At 63.5% G+C, this 20910-nt stretch carries 21 protein-coding genes; 8 read left to right on the top strand and 13 right to left on the bottom strand.

Annotated features, from left to right (window positions below; translation table 11 throughout):
• Window positions 1–3: 3 nt before the first annotated feature.
• The gene (locus MUG94_RS06960) at window positions 4–615 is read right to left on the bottom strand and encodes a dihydrofolate reductase family protein (RefSeq protein WP_227908800.1); all 612 of its coding nucleotides are present in this window, start codon (window positions 613–615) and stop codon (window positions 4–6) included.
• A gap of 221 nt (window positions 616–836) precedes the next feature.
• Here MUG94_RS06960 and MUG94_RS06955 point away from each other — a divergent pair, with 221 nt between their 5' ends.
• Window positions 837–1469, top strand: a complete 633-nt coding sequence (locus MUG94_RS06955) for a DUF3267 domain-containing protein (protein ID WP_227908801.1) — start codon at window positions 837–839, stop codon at window positions 1467–1469.
• 210 nt (window positions 1470–1679) lie between these two features.
• Here the strand turns inward: MUG94_RS06955 and MUG94_RS06950 are convergent, their stop codons facing one another.
• The 6 genes from MUG94_RS06950 to MUG94_RS06925 all read right to left on the bottom strand — a co-directional run bounded on the left by MUG94_RS06950 (window position 1680) and on the right by MUG94_RS06925 (window position 10639).
• Window positions 1680–2657 carry an aldo/keto reductase gene (locus MUG94_RS06950; protein WP_227908803.1) on the bottom strand — a complete coding sequence of 326 codons (978 nt, stop codon included), beginning with the start codon at window positions 2655–2657 and terminating at the stop codon, window positions 1680–1682.
• Window positions 2658–2751: 94 nt separating this feature from the next.
• Window positions 2752–3069: a primase-like DNA-binding domain-containing protein gene (locus MUG94_RS06945; RefSeq protein WP_227908804.1), complete on the bottom strand. Its 318-nt coding sequence runs from the start codon at window positions 3067–3069 to the stop codon at window positions 2752–2754.
• 84 nt (window positions 3070–3153) lie between these two features.
• Entirely contained in the window at window positions 3154–4002 is an 849-nt protein-coding gene (locus MUG94_RS06940; RefSeq protein WP_227908806.1) for an SDR family oxidoreductase, read from the bottom strand.
• 48 nt (window positions 4003–4050) lie between these two features.
• The gene (gene dxs / locus MUG94_RS06935; RefSeq protein WP_227908808.1) at window positions 4051–6024 is read right to left on the bottom strand and encodes a 1-deoxy-D-xylulose-5-phosphate synthase; all 1974 of its coding nucleotides are present in this window, start codon (window positions 6022–6024) and stop codon (window positions 4051–4053) included.
• Window positions 6025–6208: 184 nt separating this feature from the next.
• Window positions 6209–9034 (bottom strand): aconitate hydratase, encoded by a 2826-nt coding sequence (locus MUG94_RS06930; RefSeq protein ID WP_227908809.1) that lies wholly within the window; start codon window positions 9032–9034, stop codon window positions 6209–6211.
• Between the two features lie 294 nt (window positions 9035–9328).
• A complete protein-coding gene (locus tag MUG94_RS06925) occupies window positions 9329–10639 on the bottom strand; it encodes a class I SAM-dependent RNA methyltransferase (RefSeq protein ID WP_227889436.1) in 1311 nt (436 codons plus the stop codon).
• A 137-nt stretch (window positions 10640–10776) separates the two neighbouring features.
• Here MUG94_RS06925 and MUG94_RS06920 point away from each other — a divergent pair, with 137 nt between their 5' ends.
• Entirely contained in the window at window positions 10777–11451 is a 675-nt protein-coding gene (locus MUG94_RS06920; RefSeq protein ID WP_227908968.1) for a potassium channel family protein, read from the top strand.
• A complete protein-coding gene (locus MUG94_RS06915) occupies window positions 11448–12140 on the top strand; it encodes a potassium channel family protein (protein ID WP_227889435.1) in 693 nt (230 codons plus the stop codon). The genes MUG94_RS06920 and MUG94_RS06915 overlap by 4 nt, the downstream gene beginning before the upstream one ends.
• Here MUG94_RS06915 and MUG94_RS06910 read toward each other — a convergent pair.
• From MUG94_RS06910 to dut, 4 genes are read right to left on the bottom strand one after another with little or no spacing between them, the layout of a single operon-like run.
• Window positions 12137–12898 carry a DUF3159 domain-containing protein gene (locus MUG94_RS06910; protein ID WP_227908811.1) on the bottom strand — a complete coding sequence of 254 codons (762 nt, stop codon included), beginning with the start codon at window positions 12896–12898 and terminating at the stop codon, window positions 12137–12139. The two genes, MUG94_RS06915 and MUG94_RS06910, sit on opposite strands and share 4 nt — an antisense overlap.
• Window positions 12895–13248 carry a single stranded DNA-binding domain-containing protein gene (locus MUG94_RS06905; protein WP_227908813.1) on the bottom strand — a complete coding sequence of 118 codons (354 nt, stop codon included), beginning with the start codon at window positions 13246–13248 and terminating at the stop codon, window positions 12895–12897. Before MUG94_RS06905 ends, MUG94_RS06910 begins: the two co-directional genes overlap by 4 nt.
• 3 nt (window positions 13249–13251) lie before the next feature.
• Window positions 13252–13986 (bottom strand): DUF3710 domain-containing protein, encoded by a 735-nt coding sequence (locus tag MUG94_RS06900; RefSeq protein WP_227908815.1) that lies wholly within the window; start codon window positions 13984–13986, stop codon window positions 13252–13254.
• A gap of 59 nt (window positions 13987–14045) precedes the next feature.
• Window positions 14046–14495, bottom strand: a complete 450-nt coding sequence (gene dut / locus MUG94_RS06895) for a dUTP diphosphatase (RefSeq protein WP_227889431.1) — start codon at window positions 14493–14495, stop codon at window positions 14046–14048.
• 228 nt (window positions 14496–14723) lie between these two features.
• On the opposite strand from dut, the gene MUG94_RS06890 reads away from it, so the two are divergent.
• A complete protein-coding gene (locus MUG94_RS06890; RefSeq protein WP_227889430.1) occupies window positions 14724–15188 on the top strand; it encodes a DUF3093 domain-containing protein in 465 nt (154 codons plus the stop codon).
• A 20-nt stretch (window positions 15189–15208) separates the two neighbouring features.
• Here the strand turns inward: MUG94_RS06890 and MUG94_RS06885 are convergent, their stop codons facing one another.
• Entirely contained in the window at window positions 15209–15511 is a 303-nt protein-coding gene (locus tag MUG94_RS06885; protein ID WP_227889429.1) for a DUF4193 domain-containing protein, read from the bottom strand.
• 311 nt (window positions 15512–15822) lie between these two features.
• Between MUG94_RS06885 and sepH the strand changes: the two genes are divergently transcribed.
• Window positions 15823–17292, top strand: coding sequence for a septation protein SepH (gene sepH, locus MUG94_RS06880; protein ID WP_227908816.1), 1470 nt, complete (start codon window positions 15823–15825; stop codon window positions 17290–17292).
• A 2-nt stretch (window positions 17293–17294) separates the two neighbouring features.
• Here the strand turns inward: sepH and MUG94_RS06875 are convergent, their stop codons facing one another.
• The gene (locus tag MUG94_RS06875) at window positions 17295–17975 is read right to left on the bottom strand and encodes an IclR family transcriptional regulator (RefSeq protein WP_227908819.1); all 681 of its coding nucleotides are present in this window, start codon (window positions 17973–17975) and stop codon (window positions 17295–17297) included.
• A 269-nt stretch (window positions 17976–18244) separates the two neighbouring features.
• Here MUG94_RS06875 and MUG94_RS06870 point away from each other — a divergent pair, with 269 nt between their 5' ends.
• From MUG94_RS06870 to MUG94_RS06860, 3 genes are read left to right on the top strand one after another with little or no spacing between them, the layout of a single operon-like run.
• Window positions 18245–19258 (top strand): ABC transporter substrate-binding protein, encoded by a 1014-nt coding sequence (locus MUG94_RS06870; RefSeq protein ID WP_227908820.1) that lies wholly within the window; start codon window positions 18245–18247, stop codon window positions 19256–19258.
• A complete protein-coding gene (locus MUG94_RS06865) occupies window positions 19255–20112 on the top strand; it encodes an ABC transporter permease (protein WP_227908822.1) in 858 nt (285 codons plus the stop codon). The genes MUG94_RS06870 and MUG94_RS06865 overlap by 4 nt, the downstream gene beginning before the upstream one ends.
• A complete protein-coding gene (locus MUG94_RS06860; RefSeq protein WP_227908824.1) occupies window positions 20109–20894 on the top strand; it encodes an ABC transporter permease in 786 nt (261 codons plus the stop codon). Before MUG94_RS06865 ends, MUG94_RS06860 begins: the two co-directional genes overlap by 4 nt.
• Window positions 20895–20910: the final 16 nt, after the last annotated feature.

Raw genomic sequence — 20910 nt, 5'->3', positions numbered from 1 at the left:
GACCTACTCCCCCGCAGTAATCCCCGTGACTGGGGTACCTGAGCGATCGTAGATCAGGCGGAGCACCCCGGAAGGAAAGGCCTCCGGTGTCCCGGCCAACGTGAATGCCGCCGGCACACTCCTTCCTGCCGAGAAGATCCGTTTGCCGGTACCCAACGTCAAGGGATAAATGAAGAGGTTGAGTCGATCGAGGATGCCGGAGTCCAGCAGCGACCCGGCGAGGGCACCGCTGCCCACTACGTGGATGTCCTCATACTTATCCTTGAGGCCGGCTGCCTGTTCAACTTCCGGGAGGACCGCCGTCCCCTGCCAGCCGGCGTCGTCCATTGTCCGGGACACGACGTACTTGGCCATGGAGTTGAACTTCTTGGCAATGGGGTTCCAAGTTCCGCGCTGCGGCCAGTAGCCGGCGAAGATGTCGTAGGTTCTTCTCCCAAGCAGCAGCGCGTCCATCCGGTTTATGCCGGCCATAATCGCACGGCCCGACTCGGCGTCCGAATAGGCTGCCTGCCAGCCTCCCAGGGTGAAGCCATCAGACGGGTCCTCGTCAGCGCTGCCAGGGCCCTGATACACGCCGTCGATGCTCATGAACAGGTCCAGGGAGATTGTTCCCACGCTGCCCCCCCTTCGCCTCACGGTCTTTGCTGATCGCGTCATGCCGGGACATCCACCGGCCGTTTAGCAGGATTATGCCTTGACGGACGACTGTCAATCCATGCCACGGCCCTCCGGAGCACCTTGGACCCTGCCCCAGTCTCTCTTGCCGCGGGCGCTGCAGTGTGCTGCACTCGCGGCAACGGCTGCAAGCATGGAGAAGACGGACTCGGAGGACAGACATGACAGGTCAGGCCAAGGCACGCGGGATTTCAGCGCTCCCGACTGGTTATCTCCTCCACCAGACCATCGATATCAAAAACGAGCGGAAGTTCCAGCTCGCCACCCAGTCATTCTTCCTTCTCATTGTCCTTGCTGCCGGCACCGCAGCTCTGGTGTTCGCTCTGCCTCTCACCTCTGGCTGGAGTCTTTGGGGCACCATCGCAGTGACCGCGATTTCCGTCCTCGTTTATATGGCAGTTCACGAAGCGACCCACGGCGTTGCAATACATGTTCTGACCGGTATTCGGCCCTTTTACGGGATGGCTTTCCCCTTCCTCACCACAGGAAGCCGGGCGTACCTCAGCCACCGAAGTTTCGTGATCGCAGCCTTGGCGCCGTGCATCGTGTGGGGAGCTGTCCTGCTCGCAGCATGGTTTCTGCTTCCCGCTGATTTCCGGCTAACCGCGTATGTCGTGCTCACCCTGAATTTCGCGGGTTCGGCTGGGGACTTTGTACTCATAGGTGCGGTACGTGGGCAGCCCGCTGGTGCGCTGGTACAGGACGACGGCGCCAAAATACGGATCTTCGTTCCCCGAGAACCCGGGCATACCGTAGATCCGGGTCATTCGACTCCGGGCCAGCAAGGGCCGTGAACGAAACCAGCCCACACGACGCACGAACTTGCGGCACCTGAACAGGCCTTGATTGACCCCGCCCGGACGACCGGGGTGGGCAGGGCTGTGCATGACGCCGGAGGTCCGGGTTAGGCGGCTTTAATAATCCCGGCGAGCTCTGCGAGCGAGGGATTTTCGTTGCCGCCGTTCCGGATCCTCCGGCGCACCCAAGGCGACGGGATGCGAGAACTAGAACAAGGCAACCTTCGGCGTCCGCGGGAAGATCCGGTCCAGCTCCTCCAGGTCCTTCTCCGACGGCTCCCAGGAGGCGGCTTCAGCGTTTTGCTGGACCTGCTCCACCGAGGTGGCACCGGCGATGACTGAAGAAACTGCCGGCTGCGCAGCCAGCCAGGAGAAGGCCACCTGAACTTCGGTCAGTCCGCGGTCCTTGGCGAAGGTACCGAATTCTGCGAGCTGGTCCAGATCCGCCTTTTCCAGCAGGTTCTGCCGGGAGTGGGTCAGCCGGCTGCCCTCGGGAGCCTTACCGGAACTGTACTTGCCCGTCAGCAGTCCGTTGGCGAGCGGGAAGTACGGCAGAATGCCCAAACCGTAGGCTTCCGCAGCCGGAACAACCTCAAGCTCTGCGCGCCGGTCCAACAGGTTGTAGTGGTTCTGCGCCGAAATGAAGGGTGTGAAGCCGCCCATCCGTGCCGTGAATTCCGCTTCAGCAATCTCCCAGCCGGCACGGTTGGAGTGGCCGATGTAGCGCACCTTGCCGCTGGTGACCAGGTCATCCAAAGCCGCGAGGGTCTCCTCGATCGGCGTGAGCGGGTCCGGGGTGTGAAACTGGTAAAGGTCAATCCAGTCCGTGCCCAGGCGGCGCAGCGAAGCTTCCGCAGCCTTAACGATGTACCGGCGCGAACCGCGGGCATCAAAGTCCCGGCCGTTGGCGCCCTTCATATCCATGCCGAACTTCGTCGCCAGGACAATGTCGTCGCGGCGGCCACCCAGGGCCTTGCCCAGCATTTCCTCGCTCAGGCCGGGGACCGCACCGTAGCTGTCAGCGACGTCGAAAAGCGTAATGCCGGCGTCGATTGCCGCGTTGACGACGGCGTCGGTCCCCGCCTGTTCTTCGGTGCGGGTGCCGGGGCGTCCAAGATTGTTGCAGCCCAGTCCCACGGTGGAAACGGTCAGGCCGGATGTGCCGAGTCTGTTGTAAGAAGTCATGGTGCCCACGCTACCCAATCCCGGACCCCGCTGCGGCCAGCCGCCACGCCGTGCCCTTCGTCGAAGGACTCATCTTCCCGCCGACGGGGCAACCTCAGCCGGCAAAGGGAAACGGATTGGTGTTGCGTGCGGGAGTCTTGTCCGTCTCCATAATGTACTGAATCGGAATCGGCCCGGTGGGAAACACCCCCTCGTAAACCCGCTCCGAGCGCCGCGTCGATTCAAGCAGTCCCGAGTCCCGGACTGCGGCATGGAAATGCTGCGCGGCCGCGGGTTCCCGGCCGTCGTTTTCGCACCAAATGATGTACATGCCGTATAGATCGGCTGCGGGAACGGTTTCGCTCTCATCGAGCCCGGCCAGAGTGCATTCGTCGAGGAACCGGGAAACATGATCGAGATTGTGCTCAGCCATGTTTTGAGCGTAGATACCAACCGGTCATTCCGGAAGCCGCCGTGACTCAATTGGTGCAAAGTGCCGGCGCCGGCTTTCCTCGGGTCAACGCTGCAGCAGGTAGTCTTCCAGCGCCAACGGAGGGGTTCCCGTCAGCTGCTCAATGTCGGGGCTGACCTCAGCCAGCTGACCTGCCGCAATGGCCGTGTACGTACTGACCCATGCCTCGATCTGCCACTGCGGGGCGCCGCTGAGACTCCGGGATTCCAGTGCTTCGTCCAGGGTTTCGTTGTAATAGCTCACCTTGGACCCGGTCACCCGCGTGAGAACCCCGGCAATCTCGTCAAGACTCAAGGCCTGCGGACCGGTGAGCGTGTAGACCGCTCCCCTGTGTTCGTCCGGTTCGCTGAGGACTCTGGCCGCCGCCCGGGCTATGTCAGCCCGCGCCACTGCTGCCAGCCGGCCGGTGCCCGCCGGGCCCCTCAGCACAGCGTCGCGGCCAACGAACGACGGCAGCACGTCCTGATAGAGGCAGTTCCGTAGGAAGGTGTACTCCACGCCGCTGGCCCTGATGTATTCCTCCGTGTCCGCGTGGTCACGGGCGAGCGTGAACACTGCATCCGGTGCAGCCCCCATGAAGGAGGTGTAAACGATATGGCGCACCCCGGCGTCGACGGCGGCATCCACGAAGGTGCGCTGGTCCTGGCGCCGGTACCGGCTCTCCGCCGCCGACACCATGAAGAGCGTCTGCACCCCTTCCAGGGCGCGGGCGGAGTGCCCACGGTCCGAGTAGGTAATCGCGTACGACGGCGTTCCGGGCAGCTCCGGCAGTCGGGCAGTGTGGCGGGCCAGCAGCCGCTGGGGAACGCCGGCCTCTGCCAGCAGCCGCGCGACCGCGCCGCCCAGAGCACCGGTGGCACCGGTGACAGCTATGTCCGGTTGTTTCTGTGCCATGGTCCACTCCTTGCGGTTACTGCCGCAGCCGTTCGCCGGGTGCCGAGCCTACTGGATTTTCGGGATCTGGCCGGTGGGCATTTCCTGTCCGGGAAGGGGGCGCGCAAACGGAACCTTGGTTCCCAGAACCTGTGCGACGACGTCGTTGGCCACCTGCCGGGCCGTCAGGCCGACACGCTCAAGGACCTCGGCACGGGTGCCGTGGTCCAGGAACTCCACCGGAAGGCCAACCTCGTTGAGTGCGGTGTCGACACCGGCCGCCCGCATTTCCTGACGAATCCGCGATCCCACGCCGCCGGCGCGCACGCCGTCCTCGATCACGATCACGATCCGGTGTTCGGCGGCCATGCGGATGATCGACCGCGGCACGGGCAGTACCCAGCGGGGATCGACCACCGTGGAGCTGATGCCCTGGTCGCCGAGCCGGGTGGCCACCTGCAATGCCATTTCGGCCATGGCTCCGACGCTGACGATCAGGACGTCGTTGGAGCTTTCCCCGGTTGGGCGGCGGGCCAGGACGTCCACGCCGTCGGAGGTGCGTTCCAGTGCGTCCACGTCAGGTCCAACTGTTCCCTTGGAGAACCGGACGACGCTGGGTGCGTTGCTGATGGCAACCGCCTCGCGCAGCTCCTCTTTCAGGCGGGTGGCATCGCGCGGAGCAGAAAGATGCAGGCCGGGCACAATCTGCAGCATGGACATGTCCCACATGCCGTGATGGCTGGCGCCGTCGGGTCCGGTGACTCCGGCGCGGTCCAGCACAATGGTCACGCCGGCCTTGTGCAGGGCCACGTCCATCAGCAGCTGGTCGAAGGCCCGGTTCAGGAAGGTGGCGTACAGGGCGACGACGGGGTGCAGCCCGCCGAAGGCCATGCCCGCCGCGGAGGTGAGTGCGTGCTGCTCGGCGATGCCGACGTCGAACACCCGCTCGGGATGCTTTTCAGCGAAACGGTGCAGGCCAACGGGAATCAGCATGGCACCGGTGATGCCCACGATGTCTTCGCGCTCGTCGGCAATGTCAGCGATCTCCGTCGCAAAGACTGAAGTCCAGGACTGCTTGCTGCCCGGCTCAACCGCTTTGCCGGTTTCCGGGTCGATGATGCCCACGGCGTGGAACTGGTCGGCCACATTGGCGCGGGCGGGCGCATAGCCGCGGCCCTTCTCGGTCATGGCGTGAACCAGCACGGGGCCGTTGTAGTTCCGCGCCTTGATGAGTGCGCGCTCCACGGCAGCCATGTCGTGCCCGTCGATGGGCCCGATGTACTTCATGCCAAGGTCCTCAAACAGGCCCTGGGGTGCCCACCAGTCCTTGATGCCGCGCTTGGCGGCATGCAGGCTGTGGTAGGTGAATTTTCCAACCGGCCCGCCCTGCTGGAGGCGCTGCTTCCACCAGCCGAGCGTGTTCTCGTACACCCGGTGGGTGCGCACAGCGTCGAGGGTGGGCCGCAGGGACGCGAGGTAATCGGCAACGCCGCCGATGGTCGGAGCGTAGGAGCGTCCGTTGTCATTGACCACAATCACGACCCGGCGCCGCTGATCCGCCGCAATGTTGTTCAGTGCTTCCCAGGCCATGCCGCCGGTCAGGGCGCCGTCGCCCACCATCACCACGGTGTAGCGGTCCCCTTCGCCGGTGAGCTGCCGGGCACGGGAGATGCCGTCTGCCCAGGACAGGGATGAGGAAGCGTGGGAGGACTCGACGATGTCATGCACGGACTCGGCCCGTGAAGGATAGCCGGACATCCCGCCCTGCTGGCGCAGGGTGGAGAAATCTTGGCGCCCGGTCAGGATCTTATGGACGTAGGACTGGTGTCCGGTATCGAAGACAATGCTGTCCCGCGGCGAGTCAAAGACCCGATGGATCCCCACGGTCAGCTCAACGACGCCCAGGTTGGGGCCCAGATGACCGCCCGTTTGAGCGACATTGCTGATGAGGAAGGACCGGATCTCCGCGGACAAACGCTCCAGCTGCTCAGTGGTGAGCTTGCTGAGGTCCCGCGGATCACGGATGGTTTCCAGAAGTCCCAACGGGCGTCTCCCTTGCTTTCAGGCAACGGCACTGCACACCGTTACAACGATTAACTCTAACGCTTGAACGCACTCCTTCTGTTCCACGACAAGCAAAGAGCCCCGCCGCCCGAGTTCAAAAACTCGGCCGACGGGGCTCCTCGTTCCCCAAAGCCGCTGCTGCGGCTTTAGGGAGCGCTAAGGGCTACTTAGCGGTGATCTGGCGCAGGACGTACTGCAGGATGCCGCCGTTGCGGTAGTAGTCAGCTTCACCCGGGGTGTCGATGCGCAGGACCGCTTCGAAGGTGATGGCTTCACCGTTCTCCGGCGTTGCCGTGACCATAACGGTCTTGGGTGTGTTGCCGTTGTTGAGCTCGGTAACGCCGGAAACCGCGAAGGTCTCCGTTCCGGTCAGGCCCAGGGACTCGGCGTTGACGCCGGCCGGGTACTGCAGCGGAAGGACGCCCATGCCAATGAGGTTGGAGCGGTGGATGCGCTCGTAGCTCTCGGCGATGACGGCCTTGACGCCCAGCAGAGCGGTGCCCTTGGCTGCCCAGTCACGCGAGGAACCGGAACCGTATTCCTTGCCCGCCAGGACAACCAGCGGAATGCCGGCGGCCTGGTAGTTGACGGACGCGTCGTAGACGGCTGCCTGCGGTGCGTCTGCCTGGCTGAAGTCGCGGGTGAAACCGCCTTCAACGCCGTCGAGCAGCTGGTTCTTGATGCGGATGTTCGCGAAGGTGCCGCGGATCATCACTTCGTGGTTGCCTCGGCGGGAGCCGTAGGAGTTGAAGTCCTTGCGCTCGACGCCGTGCTCCAGCAGGTAGCGGCCTGCCGGGGTGTCGGACTTGAAGGAACCGGCCGGGGAGATGTGGTCGGTGGTGACCGAATCGCCGAGCTTCAGCAGGACGCGGGCGCCCTCGATGTCGGTGACGGGCTCCGGCTGGGCCTTCATACCCTCGAAGTACGGGGGCTTCCGGACGTACGTGGACTCCGTATCCCATTCGAAGGTTGCGCCTTCGGGGGTGGGCAGCGACTTCCAGCGGTCGTCGCCTTCGAAGATGGTGTCGTAGCTGTTGCTGAACATCTCCTTGTTGATGGAGGCGTCGATGATTTCCTGGACCTCAACCGGGTTCGGCCAGATGTCCTTCAGGAAGATATCGTTGCCGGCTTCGTCCTGGCCCAGCGGGTCATTCTCGAAGTCGAAGTCCATGGTGCCGGCCAGGGCGTAGGCGACTACCAGCGGCGGGGAGGCCAGGTAGTTCATCTTGACGTCCGGGTTGATGCGCCCTTCGAAGTTGCGGTTACCGGAAAGCACTGCGGTCACTGCCAGATCGGCTTCCTGGATGGCCGTGGAGATCTCGTCTTCCAGCGGGCCGGAGTTACCGATGCAGGTGGCGCAGCCGTAGCCGACCACGAAGAAGCCGAGCTTCTCCAGGTACGGGATCAGGCCGGACTTCTCGTAGTAGTCGGTGACTACCTTGGAGCCCGGTGCGATCGAGGTCTTGACCCACGGCTGGGTGGTGAGGCCCTTTTCGACGGCGTTGCGGGCCAGCACTGCTGCCGCCATCATCACCGACGGGTTGGACGTGTTGGTGCAGGAGGTGATCGAGGCGATCGACACGGCACCGTGGTCCAGCTCGAAGCTGCGGCCGTCGGCCATGGTGACCGGAACCGAGTTGGTGGAGCGTTCAGCCGGAGCGTCAGCCTTCTTCACCAGGTCGTGTTCATGGTCTTCAACCTGCGTGGCATTGGCGTTGAACGACGGAGCATCGGAGGCCGGGAAAGTCTCTTCCAGGGTCTCGTCCACTGTGCCGCTCTCGGCTTCAACGGTCTCGTGGACGTAGTTCTTCAGGTCCTTGCGGAACTGGTCCTTGGCGTTGGTCAGTTCCACGCGGTCCTGCGGGCGCTTCGGTCCGGCGATGGAGGAAACAACCGTGGACAGGTCCAGCTCGAGGTACTCGGAGTACTGGATCTCGACGGACGGGTCGTGCCACAGGCCCTGCTCCTTGGCGTAGGCCTCAACGAGGGCAACGCTCTCTTCGGAGCGGCCGGTCAGGCGCAGGTAGTCCAGGGTGACATCATCGATCGGGAACATGGCGGCCGTGGAGCCGAACTCCGGGCTCATGTTGCCGATGGTGGCGCGGTTGGCCAGCGGCACAGCGCCGACGCCTTCTCCGTAGAATTCCACGAACTTGCCGACCACACCGTGCTTGCGCAGCATTTCGGTGATCGTCAGTACAACGTCGGTCGCGGTGGCGCCGGCGGGGATTTCACCGGTGAGCTTGAAACCGACGACGCGCGGGATCAGCATGGAGACGGGCTGGCCAAGCATGGCTGCCTCGGCCTCGATGCCGCCAACGCCCCAGCCGAGCACGCCCAGGCCGTTGACCATGGTGGTGTGGGAGTCGGTGCCGACGCAGGTGTCCGGGTACGCACGCAGGACGCCGTCAACTTCGCGGGTCATGACGGTGCGGGCCAGGTACTCAATGTTGACCTGGTGGACGATGCCCATGCCCGGGGGAACAACCTTGAAGTCGTCGAAGGCGGTCTGGCCCCAGCGAAGGAACTGGTACCGCTCGCCGTTGCGCTGGTACTCGATCTCCATGTTGCGCTCGAGGGCGCCGGAGTTACCGAAGGCGTCGATCTGCACGGAGTGGTCAATGACCATTTCCGCCGGCGCCAGGGGGTTGACCCGCTTGGGGTCTCCGCCCAGTTCGGCAACTGCTTCACGCATGGTCGCCAGGTCCACAATGCAGGGAACGCCGGTGAAGTCCTGCATGATCACCCGGGCCGGGGTGAACTGGATTTCAGTGCTGGGCTCTGCATTGGCATCCCACTGTGCGAGTGCACGCACGTGATCTGCGGTGATGTTGGCACCATCTTCGGTGCGCAGCAGGTTTTCCAGCAGGACCTTGAGGCTGAACGGAAGGCTCTTTGCACCTTCGACGGAATTCAACCGGAAAATTTCATATTCGTTTCCACCGACGTTTAGTACGCCTTTGGATCCGAAGCTGTCCACATTAGTCATAATAGGACTCCTCTCGCCACCGTTTTATCTTTGTCCAGCGGTCCGCGGCATGCCAGTTAGGTCTCCCTAACCGGCACGCCACAGGGGAAGGCAGGAAATGGTGGACTATTTCTCTACCCGGTTTAGGCCCCCCACTGCCGAACGAAAACTCTGCCCGCTAAAGCGGGCGGAGGCTCCCCAACACGGCGCGGATCTGCACAACTGGTCCTATCCTATCCGTTACAGACCCGTGTGACGGGGAAGATAGCGGCGGGGCGTTCAAAAAGCAATGCCTGATACCCCCGTAACAAACGGTTACGCGCGGGTCAGGACCGCAAAGGACTCCATGTGGTGGGTGTGCGGGTACAGGTCGAAGACCCGCAGCGAATCCAGCTTCCAGCCGAGGTCCTTGAAATAGCCAAGGTCGCGGGCAAAGGATGCCGGATCACAGGACACATAGCCCACTGTCCGGGGTGCGGCAGCATCGATCCGGCGTACCACGTCCTTGCCGGCGCCAACGCGCGGCGGATCCAGCAGCACGACGTCGAGCCGGCCCTCGTAGGCGGCCAGCGACTTGTCCACGCGCCCCTGCAGGATTTCCACCTGCGGGGCGGCGAAAAGGTTTTTGCGCGCGTCGCGGCTGGCTCCGGGGGAACCCTCCACGGACAGCACCCGTCCCGTTTCGCCGACGGCGTCGGCCAGCGGCGCGGTGAAGAGGCCGGCGCCGGCGTACAAATCGGCAACCTGCTCTCCGGGCTGGACCTGCAGGCCGTCCAGCACTGCCTGCGCCAGGGTGAGGGGAGCACTGCGGTGGATCTGCCAGAAGCCCGCCCCGGTCACCCGGTAATCATGCCCCAGCACGCTCTCCTGCACCCAGGTGCGTCCGCGCAGACGGTTCAGCGTGGAGGTTTCGGGGTCCCAGGAGGCAATGGAGGTTCCCTCGGGAAGGGCGGAGGCGATGCGGCCCAGCGCCTTGGGATGCGCGCCTTCGGCCGGGATCAGCAGGACCAGGGGTGCGCCGGACACCGGAACGGCGACCTCAACCCGGGAGACGCCGCTGAAGTCCACGTCCCACAGCTGCAGATCGTTCACGGCATCCACGGCCAGGGGCATGCGCTGGACCGGGATGAGTTCCTCGGAGCGGTGGGCGTGCATTGCCAAGCGTCCGCCCGGAGCCACTGAGAAGCTGGTGCGGGTCCGCCAGTGCAGGCCGTCCTCACGTTCTTCAACGGCCGGTTCCACCGTCACCGTCCGGTCCTCCTTGGCCAACCTGTTCAGCTGCTCGGCGAAGATTTGCGCCTTGAGTTCGCGCTGAACCCCCAGCTCAATGTGGCCGAACTCGGCCCCGCCCACCGGCAGCCGGCCGCGGGAAGCGGCCCGCAGCGCATCGGCTTCAGGCCAGAAGTGCTCCACCCGTCCCGGAGCCGGTTCGAGGACTTCGACGACGTCCGCGCGCCAGAACTTGGCGCCGTCGCCCGCTTCCGTCAGGCGGGCGCGGACCCGCTCGCCCGGCAGGGCGTGCCGGACAAAGACCACGCGGCCCTCGTGGCGGGCCACAAAATGGCCGCCGTGCGCAGGGGCGCCAATGGTGAGTTCAATCTCGGATGCAGTGGTGTCGGTCGTCATAGTGCCGGATACTTCCTGATGGAGCCTAAAAGACCATCACATCACGTCCGGACGCGGGTGCATATTCGGCGGGGCTGCGGGTCTATGCTGGCCGTTTGGGTTTTTTCGCAGTCAATCATCAGGAACCGAGGTGGCAGGTGGCCCATTACGTCATCATGGGGTGCGGGCGCGTAGGCGTTTCACTGGCCCACACGCTGGACAATGCCGGGCACACGGTGGCCGTCATCGACCAGGATGAACGGGCATTCCGGCGTCTGCGGCACACCTTCACGGGCCGGAAAGTCACCGGCGTCGGCTTTGACCGCGTCACCCTCAAAGAGGCCGGAATTGAGGAGGCCTATGCCTTCGCCGCTGTTTCCTCGGGTGACAATTCCAACATTCTCGCCACCCGCGTGGCCCGCGAGACGTTCCACGTTCCGCACGTGGTGGCACGGATCTACGATCCCGGGCGCGCAGAAATCTATCAGCGCCTCGGAATTCCCACCGTTGCCGCCGTGCGGTGGAGCGCCGACCAGGTGCTGCGGCGCATCCTGCCTGAGCAGAGCATCAACGGCGACTTCCGGGAGTCCTCGGGACGCTTGATCCTGGGCGAGCTGTCCCTGCATGAGGGTTGGCTCGGCACCACGCTGAGCGGCATCGAGCAGGCAGCGAATGTCCGCATCGCCTATGTCACCCGGTTCGGTGAGGGGATCCTCCCCCGGCCCGACACCAGCTACCAGCAGGGCGACGTCCTGCACGCCATGATGAACGTGGAGCGCACCAGCGAAATCAGCCGCATCCTTTCGGTTGCGCCAGCCAGGGAGAACCAGTGAAAGTTGTCATTGCCGGTGCCGGGAGTGTGGGGTCCTCCATCGCCAAGGAGCTGCTTTCCCACCATCACGAGGTCCTTCTCATCGATGAAAAGCCCGAAGTGGTGGGTCGCAGCGGATTGTTGGGCGCGCATTGGCTGATCGGTGATGCATGCGAGTTGACCACGCTGAAGGATGCCCGGCTGGAAGAGGCCGACGTCATGGTCTCCGCCACCGGGGATGACAAGGTCAACCTGGTGGTGTCCCTGCTGGCCAAGAGCGAGTTTGGCGTGGCACGCACAGTGGGCCGGGTGAACAACCCCAAGAATGACTGGATGTTCGATGACTCCTGGGGCGTCGACGTGGCAGTGAATACACCGCGCCTGATGACCGCTCTGGTGGAGGAAGCCGTGGAGGTGGGCGACCTGGTGCGGCTGCTGACGCTGCAGACCGGCGTCGCGTCCATGGTGGAATTTACCGTTCCGTCCGATTCCCCGCTGACCGGCAGAACCCTGGGATCCATCGACTGGCCTTTGGACACCACCGTCACGGCCATCCTGCGCGACGACGCTCCCATTACTCCCAGCAACGACGACGTGATCGAGCCCGGCGACGAGCTGTTCTTTATCTGCACGATCGCAGCCGAAGACCAGCTGCGTGCTGTTCTGCTTCCAGACCGGTCTGCGCCCGGATCCGAGCCTGAACCGTCCTAGCTTGGACGGTCCTGGGGGTCCTGTTGGGTCATCGGCCGGGACACCATCCAGGCCAGCCACAGCCCCAGGGCGTACAGCGGTACCCCCATGGCGAGGCGCATGGTGCCCAACGCCCCCACGTTGTCCGCCAGGTACAGCGGAAGCTGGACACCAAGGCGCAGGGCGAACACGGCGATGATGATCCAGGTGGCCAGGGCATAGGCGCGGATCCGCTTCCGGCTGGCCCGCCATTCCAGGTTCTCGCCGCGGATGAAGCCGAACAGGAGTCCGGCCACCGGCCAGCGGACGGCAATGGAGACGGCAAACGCCAGGATGTACGCGGCATTGACGAAAAAGCCCGGCAGGAAGAACTCCGTCCCGCTGCCGCTGCGCAGCGCGAAGACGGCGCAAATGATGACGCCGACAACACCCGTCAGGGACTGCATGAGCGGACGCTTCTGCACCAGATTTGCTGCTGAGAAGGCTGCGGCAGAGGCCACCGCAGCGGCGAGCGACAGGTACAGCTCCGACGTCAGCGTGAAGAGCAGCGTAAACAGCAGGCCGGGAACAATGGCTTCCGCGAGCCCGCGCACCCCGCCGACTGACTTGAGCACATCGATCTGCCCGTCGTCGCCGCGTTCCACCCCCGCCTTGGCCGCGTACGCGCCGGCGACGTCGCCGAGTGTGGGCTGCTGCTCCCCGGCCGGCGGGTTCCCGCCGGCAGGGTCGGCCGTCCGACGACGGGGTTCGGGCAGGTCCCTGCCGGGTCGCTCACTCATGTTTCGTTCTCCGGACGTCCGATGATTTCATAGCGGGGGTTGTAGATGGTGGGGTAGTTTCCCACGGTGCTGACCATGCCTTCGAAGGCCAGTTGGGTGCCGGCTTCGACTCCGGGCACCCGCCGTTGCCCAAGCCAGATGAGGCGGACTCGGGCACGGGGTTTGCGGGACGAGGGATCGCGGTACGCCGCTTCCCGGTCTTCCACCATGGCAGTGAAGCGCGGAGAGTCCGTCGCGGGAAGCACGGTGATGGACTCTACGTAGCCGCCGCTGTACACCCGGCCCCGCTCCGGCAGTGAGCTGACAGGGACCGGGGTCCGCTCCCCGGCCGTCGCGGCTTGCTCGGGCATCCGTCAGCCGATGGTCGTGATTTCAGGACCGCGCTCCGGCGGACCTGGCTTTTCCGGGGCAGCAGGCCGCGGCAGGGGCGAAGCATCGCGCGGCAACCGCAGCTGCAGCAGGTCCCGCGGCGGAAGCGGCTGTTCGCCGCGGACCACGACGACGTTGCGGAAGACCTCTTCCAGCGGACCGGCGGCCTGCGGGTCAAGTGCGGCAGGTCCACCGAAGACACCCCGCAGGAACCAGCGCGGTCCGTCCACTCCGACAAACCGGGCCACGCGGTACCCCTTGGAGCCGTCCTGTGCCTGCGCCGGAACCTTCGCCAGCAGTTCGGTGCCGAAAACACCCTCAAGCTCGTCCACGGTGCCGCCCTGGGAACCCACGGACTTGCCGATCTGGCCGCGGATGTCGTCCCAGAGAGTCTCTGAGCGCGGTGCGGCAAAAGCCTGCAACTGCAGGCTGGACCCGTCCAGGTCCAGGGTCACGGCAACCACGCGTTGGGTCTTTTCTTCCACTTCCAGGCGCAGCTGGAGGCCCTGGGCGGCGGCGATGCGCAACGCTCCCAGATCCACGTACCCGTCTTCCGACGGCTTGTCACTGGCGTCCCACGGGCCGGTGGCGGGCTGCTCCGCTTCACCGGATCCCGAGGTGCCGGCGGCAGCTTCAGCGGCCCCGTCGCCCTGCTGCTGTTCGCCGAGTTCCTGCTTGTCTTGTTCCTGCTTGTTCTTCTTCAGTCGCCCAAATGCCATGACCGGGTTCCTCTCTCTTGTAGGGAGGCCGCATGCTGCCGGCCCCCGGGACAGCCGCTCTAGGCAGGCAGTGCAGTAAAGCCGCCGGTGGAACCGAATCCTCCGGTGCCGCGGACGGAATCGGACAGTTCATCGACCAGTTCAAAGGACGCCGTCTCCACCCGCTGGATCACCATCTGGGCAATCCGGTCCCCCCGCTGCAAACGGATGGGGCTGGTCGCATCGGTGTTGAGGAGCGTGACGCTGATTTCTCCCCGGTAGCCCGCGTCCACTGTGCCGGGAGCGTTGACCACGGTGAGGCCGTGCTTGGTGGCCAGACCGGACCGCGGATGGATAAAGGCTGCATAACCGAAGGGCAGGGCAATGGCCACCCCGGTGGGAACGAGCTTCCGCTCCCCCGGTTCGAGCACAAAGTCGACCCGGGTGCGAAGGTCCGCGCCGGCGTCGCCCGGGTGGGCGTACGACGGCGGTTCCAGTCCGTCGTCGAGCATTTTCAGCTGCACGGTCATAGTGGGGCCTGCTTCAAGCACCGGTGTGTCTCCGACTTCCCTCGTGTGTGGCCCGCGTCCCGGTCCGGGCCGCGCGCCTGCTTCTCCAGTTCGGCCCCCGGAAGCTTCCAGGGAATACCGCACCTCACTTTAGCGCGTTTTCCTGACGCTTCTCCGTATGCCGCGGACCGGCAATTCACGGTCCGGCGCCAAGATGAAATGCCGGAACAAAGATGCCAAGCTGGAGGTATGTCATCCCCTTCTGCCCAGACTCCCGCCAGCACCGTTCTGTACTCCGAACGGCTTCTTCCCTCGTTTTGGATCTGGGTGATGGTCCTGGGCATCTCCGCCTCAAGCATCCTCGTGTTCGTGCCGATCAGCATGGAAACAGGGCTGATCGCCGCCGTCGTCGTATTGGTGATCCTGACGGTCCTGCTCCTCCTGAGCACCCCGACCATCCGCGTCACCCCGGACACCCTGCAGGTCGGCAAGGCGGAAATCGAGCGGCGCTACGTCGGAACCGTGGAAGGTTTCCGCGGAGATGACGCCACCTTCCAGCGCGGCCGGGGGCTGAACGCCACGTCGTACATGTGCATCCGGGGGTGGATCTCACCAGTGGTCAAAATCGAAATCACCGACCCGGCAGACCGCACGCCGTATTGGCTCACGTCCACCCGCCGCCCTGAGGACCTGGTCCGGGCACTGAGCAGCTAGCCGCCCAGAAGTATTTCTGCTCAGCCTTCGCAGTCAATGCAGTAGTACAGTCCATCTTTTTCCGCCGCGATCTGTGACCTGTGCCGAACCAGGAAACAGGACGCACAGGTAAATTCGTCAGCCTGCGCAGGAAGCACCCGCACCAGGAGTTCTTCGCCGGAGAGGTCGGCGCCGGGCAGCTCGAAGCTGTCTGCGGCTTCGGCCTCATCTTCATCCACCACCGCCGACTGCGTGGTGGCGGTGCGGCGTGTCTTCAGCTCCTCAAGGGATTCCTCGCTGATGTCCTCTTCTGTCTTGCGCGGCGCATCGTAGTCAGTCGCCATAATATGTACTCTCACCATCCGGTCGAGTTGTTGTAGAGGATTTTTCGGGCCACGCCTGCCGGTCTGGGATCTGCAGGTTCGTAGCTTTGAGGTATCAACGCAACGGGGTTCCGTTTTGTGCCCGTAAACCGGAGATTTTTGTCTACTCGAAAGCGAAAATCCACCTTGGGGCCGCCTCGGGGCCTCCCGGAGACCAAAAAGGTGTCCCTGGGAGAGGCCGATCCGCGCCACGCCCCCGCAAACAGTAGGCTTTCGGCCTCGCGGATGGCATTGTTTCCAGAAGGAATTGCTATCGGGTGGAGGAATGGTTCATGCAGGATCTACGTCTCGTGGGTGTCCATGAGGGTGGCGAACATCTGCTGCTCAGCGGCAAGGGTGGGGAAACATTCCGGCTTCGCATGGATGAAGCGCTTCGAGTGGCGGTAGCCCGCTCAGTGCACCGTTCCACCGCCGCTCCTGAGCGGCCCGAGGGCCCCGCCATGACCCCCCGCGACATTCAGGCACGAATCCGGTCCGGAGCCAGCGCCGAAGACGTCGCTGAGGTTTCGGGTCTGGACCTCGCCCACATCCGCCGCTATGAGGGCCCGGTGCGGGCAGAACGTGAATACGTTGCCCGCCAGGCGCAGGCTGTGGAAGTGGCTGCACCGCTCTCCGCCACACATGACGGCTACCGCAGCACCTTCGGCGACAGCCCGGTCAATCTCGGCGACATGGTCAACCACCGGCTCAAGGCCTTCGGCGTGGACCCCGACAGCGTCGAATGGGACGCCTGGCGCCGCCCGGATTCCACGTGGGACGTTGTCGCACGGTTTGATTTGGGCACCGACTCCCAGGTATCCGTGGGCGAGGAGCCCCCGGCGCGCTGGACGTTCAGTCCCCTGCGCAAGAGCGTTTCCAACGCCAACCGCTGGGCGCAGCTGCTCAGTGAGCTGGAGCCGCTGGACTCCCCCGTGCCCTCCCGCCGGCTTACCGCCGTCGCGGACCGCGTTTTTGATTTCGAGGCCGTCGCAGCGCCTGAAGCGGACGGTGCCGATTCTGAGGACGAGGAGACTGCCAACCTCCTGGAAGTTTTGCGCTCCCGCCGCGGACAGCGGCTCGGGGCTGATGAAGACGGCGACGACGCCCTGGCAGCACTGCTGGCCAAGGGCAGCATCCCTGCCGCACATCCGCGCGAGGGCCGCACTGAGCTGGATGACGCCGCCTCCAGCCGTCCGCGCACCGGACGTCTGACGCTGGCACCCGACAGCGCTGCCGGCACCGACTCCCCGGACCGTCCCGATTCGCTCCGTCTGCCCGATGCGCTGAGCACCGATACGCGTGAAATCAGTGTCCTGGCCCGTCCCTTCCGCCGCCGCAGCGAGGCTGCCGACGGAGCAGGAAAAGATTCGGCTGCGAACGCCGGTGCCGGGTCTGCGAAAACCACGGACCCAGCGAAAACGACTGACTCTGGAACAACGGCCAACCCGCAAGCCGACGGCGACAAGCCGGCCGGAAGCGCTGCACAGGCTTCACCCGCTGCGGCTGGGGAAGACGCAGCCGCCAAGGCCGCTGAGGGCGGAACCGCGCCAGCTTTGAAAGGCAAGGCCAAGTCCGGCGGCCGCAAGGGCGGCAGGACCGATTTCCCCTGGGACCGGATGGGTTCCGGCAGCAGCCGCACCGACGCGGCATCCACCGCTGACTCTGCCAAGGATGAGGACGGTGCCGACCGGCGCCCGATCAAGCCCAAGCGTTCCTCGGTGCCCAGCTGGGATGAGATCGTCTTCGGCACCAAGGGCGACTAGCCTCAAACCTGACCGTACAAGCCGCTTGCCTCGGCCAACAATATCTGGCCGATATGCTCGATGCTGGAGGCAGTGATCCGGTAACTGGGCACAACGACACTTAAGGCGCCAACCACCTTTTTTCCCACCTGAATGGGGACTGCAACGGCTGTAATGTCCTGTTCCACCCCGGCGCTGACAACGCAGTATCCCTCCGGCCCCGTGCCGCCCTTCATTGCCCGTCCCGCCGCACTCATGGTGAGCGGGAATTTGCGTCCCACCCAATTTGCGTGCCGGACGGAGTGGGTTCCTTCCACTATAGCGATATAGAGCCCCTGTTCACCTGATGCAGGAATGCTGAGGTACGCCGACTCGCCCGTATGCTCGACGATTCTGGCCATGGGTTCCTGGCATAGGGGAATGAGGGACTCCTGGCTCAGGGCGAGCACACCGAGCTGCACGACGGCAGCTCCCGGAAAGTAGGTGCCGTCATCGTCGCGGCGAACAAAGTTTGTGGATTCGAGTGTCCTCAGGAGCCGCATTGCGGTGCTGGCTGACAGATTCACGGCTTTAGCTGCATCGCCAAGGGTGACGGAACCGTGCTCACAAACAACACTGAGGAGTGACAGGGCCCGTTCGGCCGTGCGTGTGGTGGCAACTTTGGCTCTCTCGTGGCCCCCGTCGTCCACAGGCGGTGTTCTCAAATGAAGCTCCTCAAATCGGTCCGTGCATCCTTGCTTGCACTGAGTACAGCACCTGTTTCATTGCGTGACAATGCGGTGGCCCCGTGAACTCCTTTGGCCCGAGTCCGTCACAATTCAGCCATGAATGTTTGGGCGTTGACAACTTCTACCCCTGACTGTACTTTTCACTGATTGACAACCGGATGCTATCTGTCGGCATGCTTTGTTCAAAGCTCGTTGCTCCTCCCCCGCGCTCAACAAACCAAACCGTCCTGAAAGGACCGAAGGCTATGAGGGAATCACGCACTCGCCAGAACCGTTTATCGAAGCACTTTCTCCTGAAGTCCGGCGCCATCACTGCTATCAGTGCGCTTGCGCTGATGGGATGCAGCCCCAGTGATCCCATGGAGGATGCCACAGCATCCACTGAAGAAGGCGGCTTGGACCAAGTAACGCTCGGGCTCATCCCCATTACTGACGTGGCCCCCGTCTATCTGGGGATAGAACAAGGCATTTTCAAAGACCACGGTTTGGAGCTGGACATCCAGCTCGCACAGGGCGGTGCAGCAATCGTCCCCGCAGTGGTCTCGGGCGAGTACCAGTTTGGATACAGCAACGTTGTATCTTTGCTGGTTGCCCATCAGAACCAGATCCCCATTTCGGTAATTTCCAATGGTTCAACCTCAACCAGCGTTGCAGGCGAGGACTCCACCGAAGTAGCGGCCATGCCAAGCAGCGGTATTTCGAGCGTCCTTGATCTGGAAAACAAGACCGTGGCCATCAATGCCCTCAGCAACTTCGGTGAAATCACCATCCGGAATTCAATTGAGCAGGCCGGAGGTAATCCCGACACGGTCACGTTTGTCGAAGTCCCTTACCCGAATATGCCGGCACAGCTGGCCGCGGGCGAAGTGGATGCGGCCTGGACCACCGAGCCTTTCCGCACACAGATCCTCCAGGAGGGTGGTGCGATTGTGGCCAGCCCGATGACTGATATGGCGGAGAACTTCGACTCCGCCTTCTACTTCGCCTCCACGCAAACAGCAGAAGAGAACCCGGAACTTGTGGAGCGCTTTAGGTCTGCGCTTGCCGAGTCGTTCCAATATGCCTCGGAGAACGAGAGCTCGGTCCGTGAGATTATTCAGGATTACGCAGGCTTGAGTCCCGAGCTCGCCGCTGAGGTCGAACTTTCTCAGTGGATCCCGGAGATCAATCGTGAGGGCTTGGAAGAGCTCGCCGGATCGGCCCTTAAGTATGGCGTGCTCACCAAGGAGCCGGATTACGAAGGCTTTATCGCAGAATGACCAACCGCATAGCTGTCCAGCGTGCGTCGGCTGAAGAAGCCGGGACTTCAGCGCAGCCGGGACTGCTGAAGTCTCCGCGTGGAAAACCGGTCAACGTCCTGCTCGGCGCCGCCGGACTGCTCACTGTCGCCCTCATCCTTCAGGTTCTGGCGCCGCTGGGACTGGTCAGGGCGCAGGACCTGCCACCGTCCACCGACATTCTCACGGCCTTCTTCCAGCTGCTGGGGGACAGCTCGATATGGCAAGCCGTTTACGACACCGTGTATGTCTGGGCAATCGGCTTAGCCGCGGCAACCGTTGCAGGTGTTCTGCTCGGCCTGCTCATCGGTAGCTTGGAGCGGCTGCGGAAGGCTCTGTCTTCCACCGTGGAGTTTCTGCGCCCGATCCCATCCGTCGCACTCGTACCGCTGGTGGTCCTGCTTTTTGGCCCGCGCTATGAGTCAGCACTGGTCCTGGTCATTTATGCCGCATTCTGGCAGGTGCTCGTGCAAACCATTTACGGTGTGGCCGATGTGGATCCGGTGGTCACCGAAACAGCACGGTCATACCGCTTCACCAAACTGGGTGTGATCCGGCACGTCGTCTGGCCTACGGCTTTGCCATTCATCATGACCGGTTTCCGGCTCGCGGCCACGGTGGCCTTGGTTTTGACCGTTACCGCACAGCTCATCATTGGAACCCCCGGTCTGGGGCGGGACATTGCGCTGGCAGAATCTGCCGGCGCCAACGCCAGAATGTATGCCCTGGTGTTGGTTACTGGACTGCTTGGACTCACGGTCAACCTTTTAGTACGGCTGGTGGAGAAGAAAGTGCTCTCTTGGCATATGTCATTCCGGAAGGACGCCGAAGAATGAAAGTGCTGCGATCCGCTCTCTACGTTCTCGCTCTTCCGGCGGTGCTTTTTACCACGTGGTGGGTATTCAGCGCTTACAGCACCAACGTGTATTTCCCCTCGCTTCGACGAATTCTTGGCGTGTTTCCGGCAACCTGGTTCGAGGGCGGCTGGAACTCCAGGATTGTTGTTGACGGCTTCTCAAGCGTATGGCGATTGGCCGTGGGTTTTTCCTTGGCTACCTTGCTGGCCCTGACGCTGGGAACACTCATAGGCCTTTCTTCGAGGGCACGCGCCTACTGCGAACCGACGCTGGAACTTTTCCGTGCCATCCCGGCTCCGGTACTGGTTCCGGTCATCAGCCTGTTCGCTGGGATTGGCGACGAGATGAAGATTTTCGTGATCATGCTTGGTTGCTTGTGGCCCATATTGCTTAACACAGTTGAGGGGGTTCGCGCGGTGGATACAGTCATGATTGAAACGGCTAAGTCATATCACCTGAAAACCTTACGGCGCATACAGAAACTCATTCTGCCGGCCGCATCCCCCCAGATTATTGCGGGAATGCGCCAGGGCCTTTCCGTGGGAATAATCCTGATGGTGATCAGTGAGATGTTCGCCGCTACAAGCGGATTGGGATTCACCGTGGTGCAGTTCCAACGGAACTTTGCGCTGCCTGAAATGTGGACGGGCATTATTGTGCTGGGCATGCTGGGCCTCTTCGCCTCACTGTTGTTCCAGGTCTTCGAAAACCGCAGCCTGCGGTGGTACAACGGCATGCGTCAAGCATCCCGGGACTCGTAATCACTGAGCAGAAAAA

It is taken from the genome of Arthrobacter gengyunqii (genome assembly GCF_023022985.1).
GTDB classification, from domain to species: Bacteria; Actinomycetota; Actinomycetes; order Actinomycetales; family Micrococcaceae; genus Arthrobacter_B; species Arthrobacter_B gengyunqii.
Note: the sequence above shows the minus strand (reverse complement) of the source record. Positions and strands in the feature narration are given on the sequence as shown.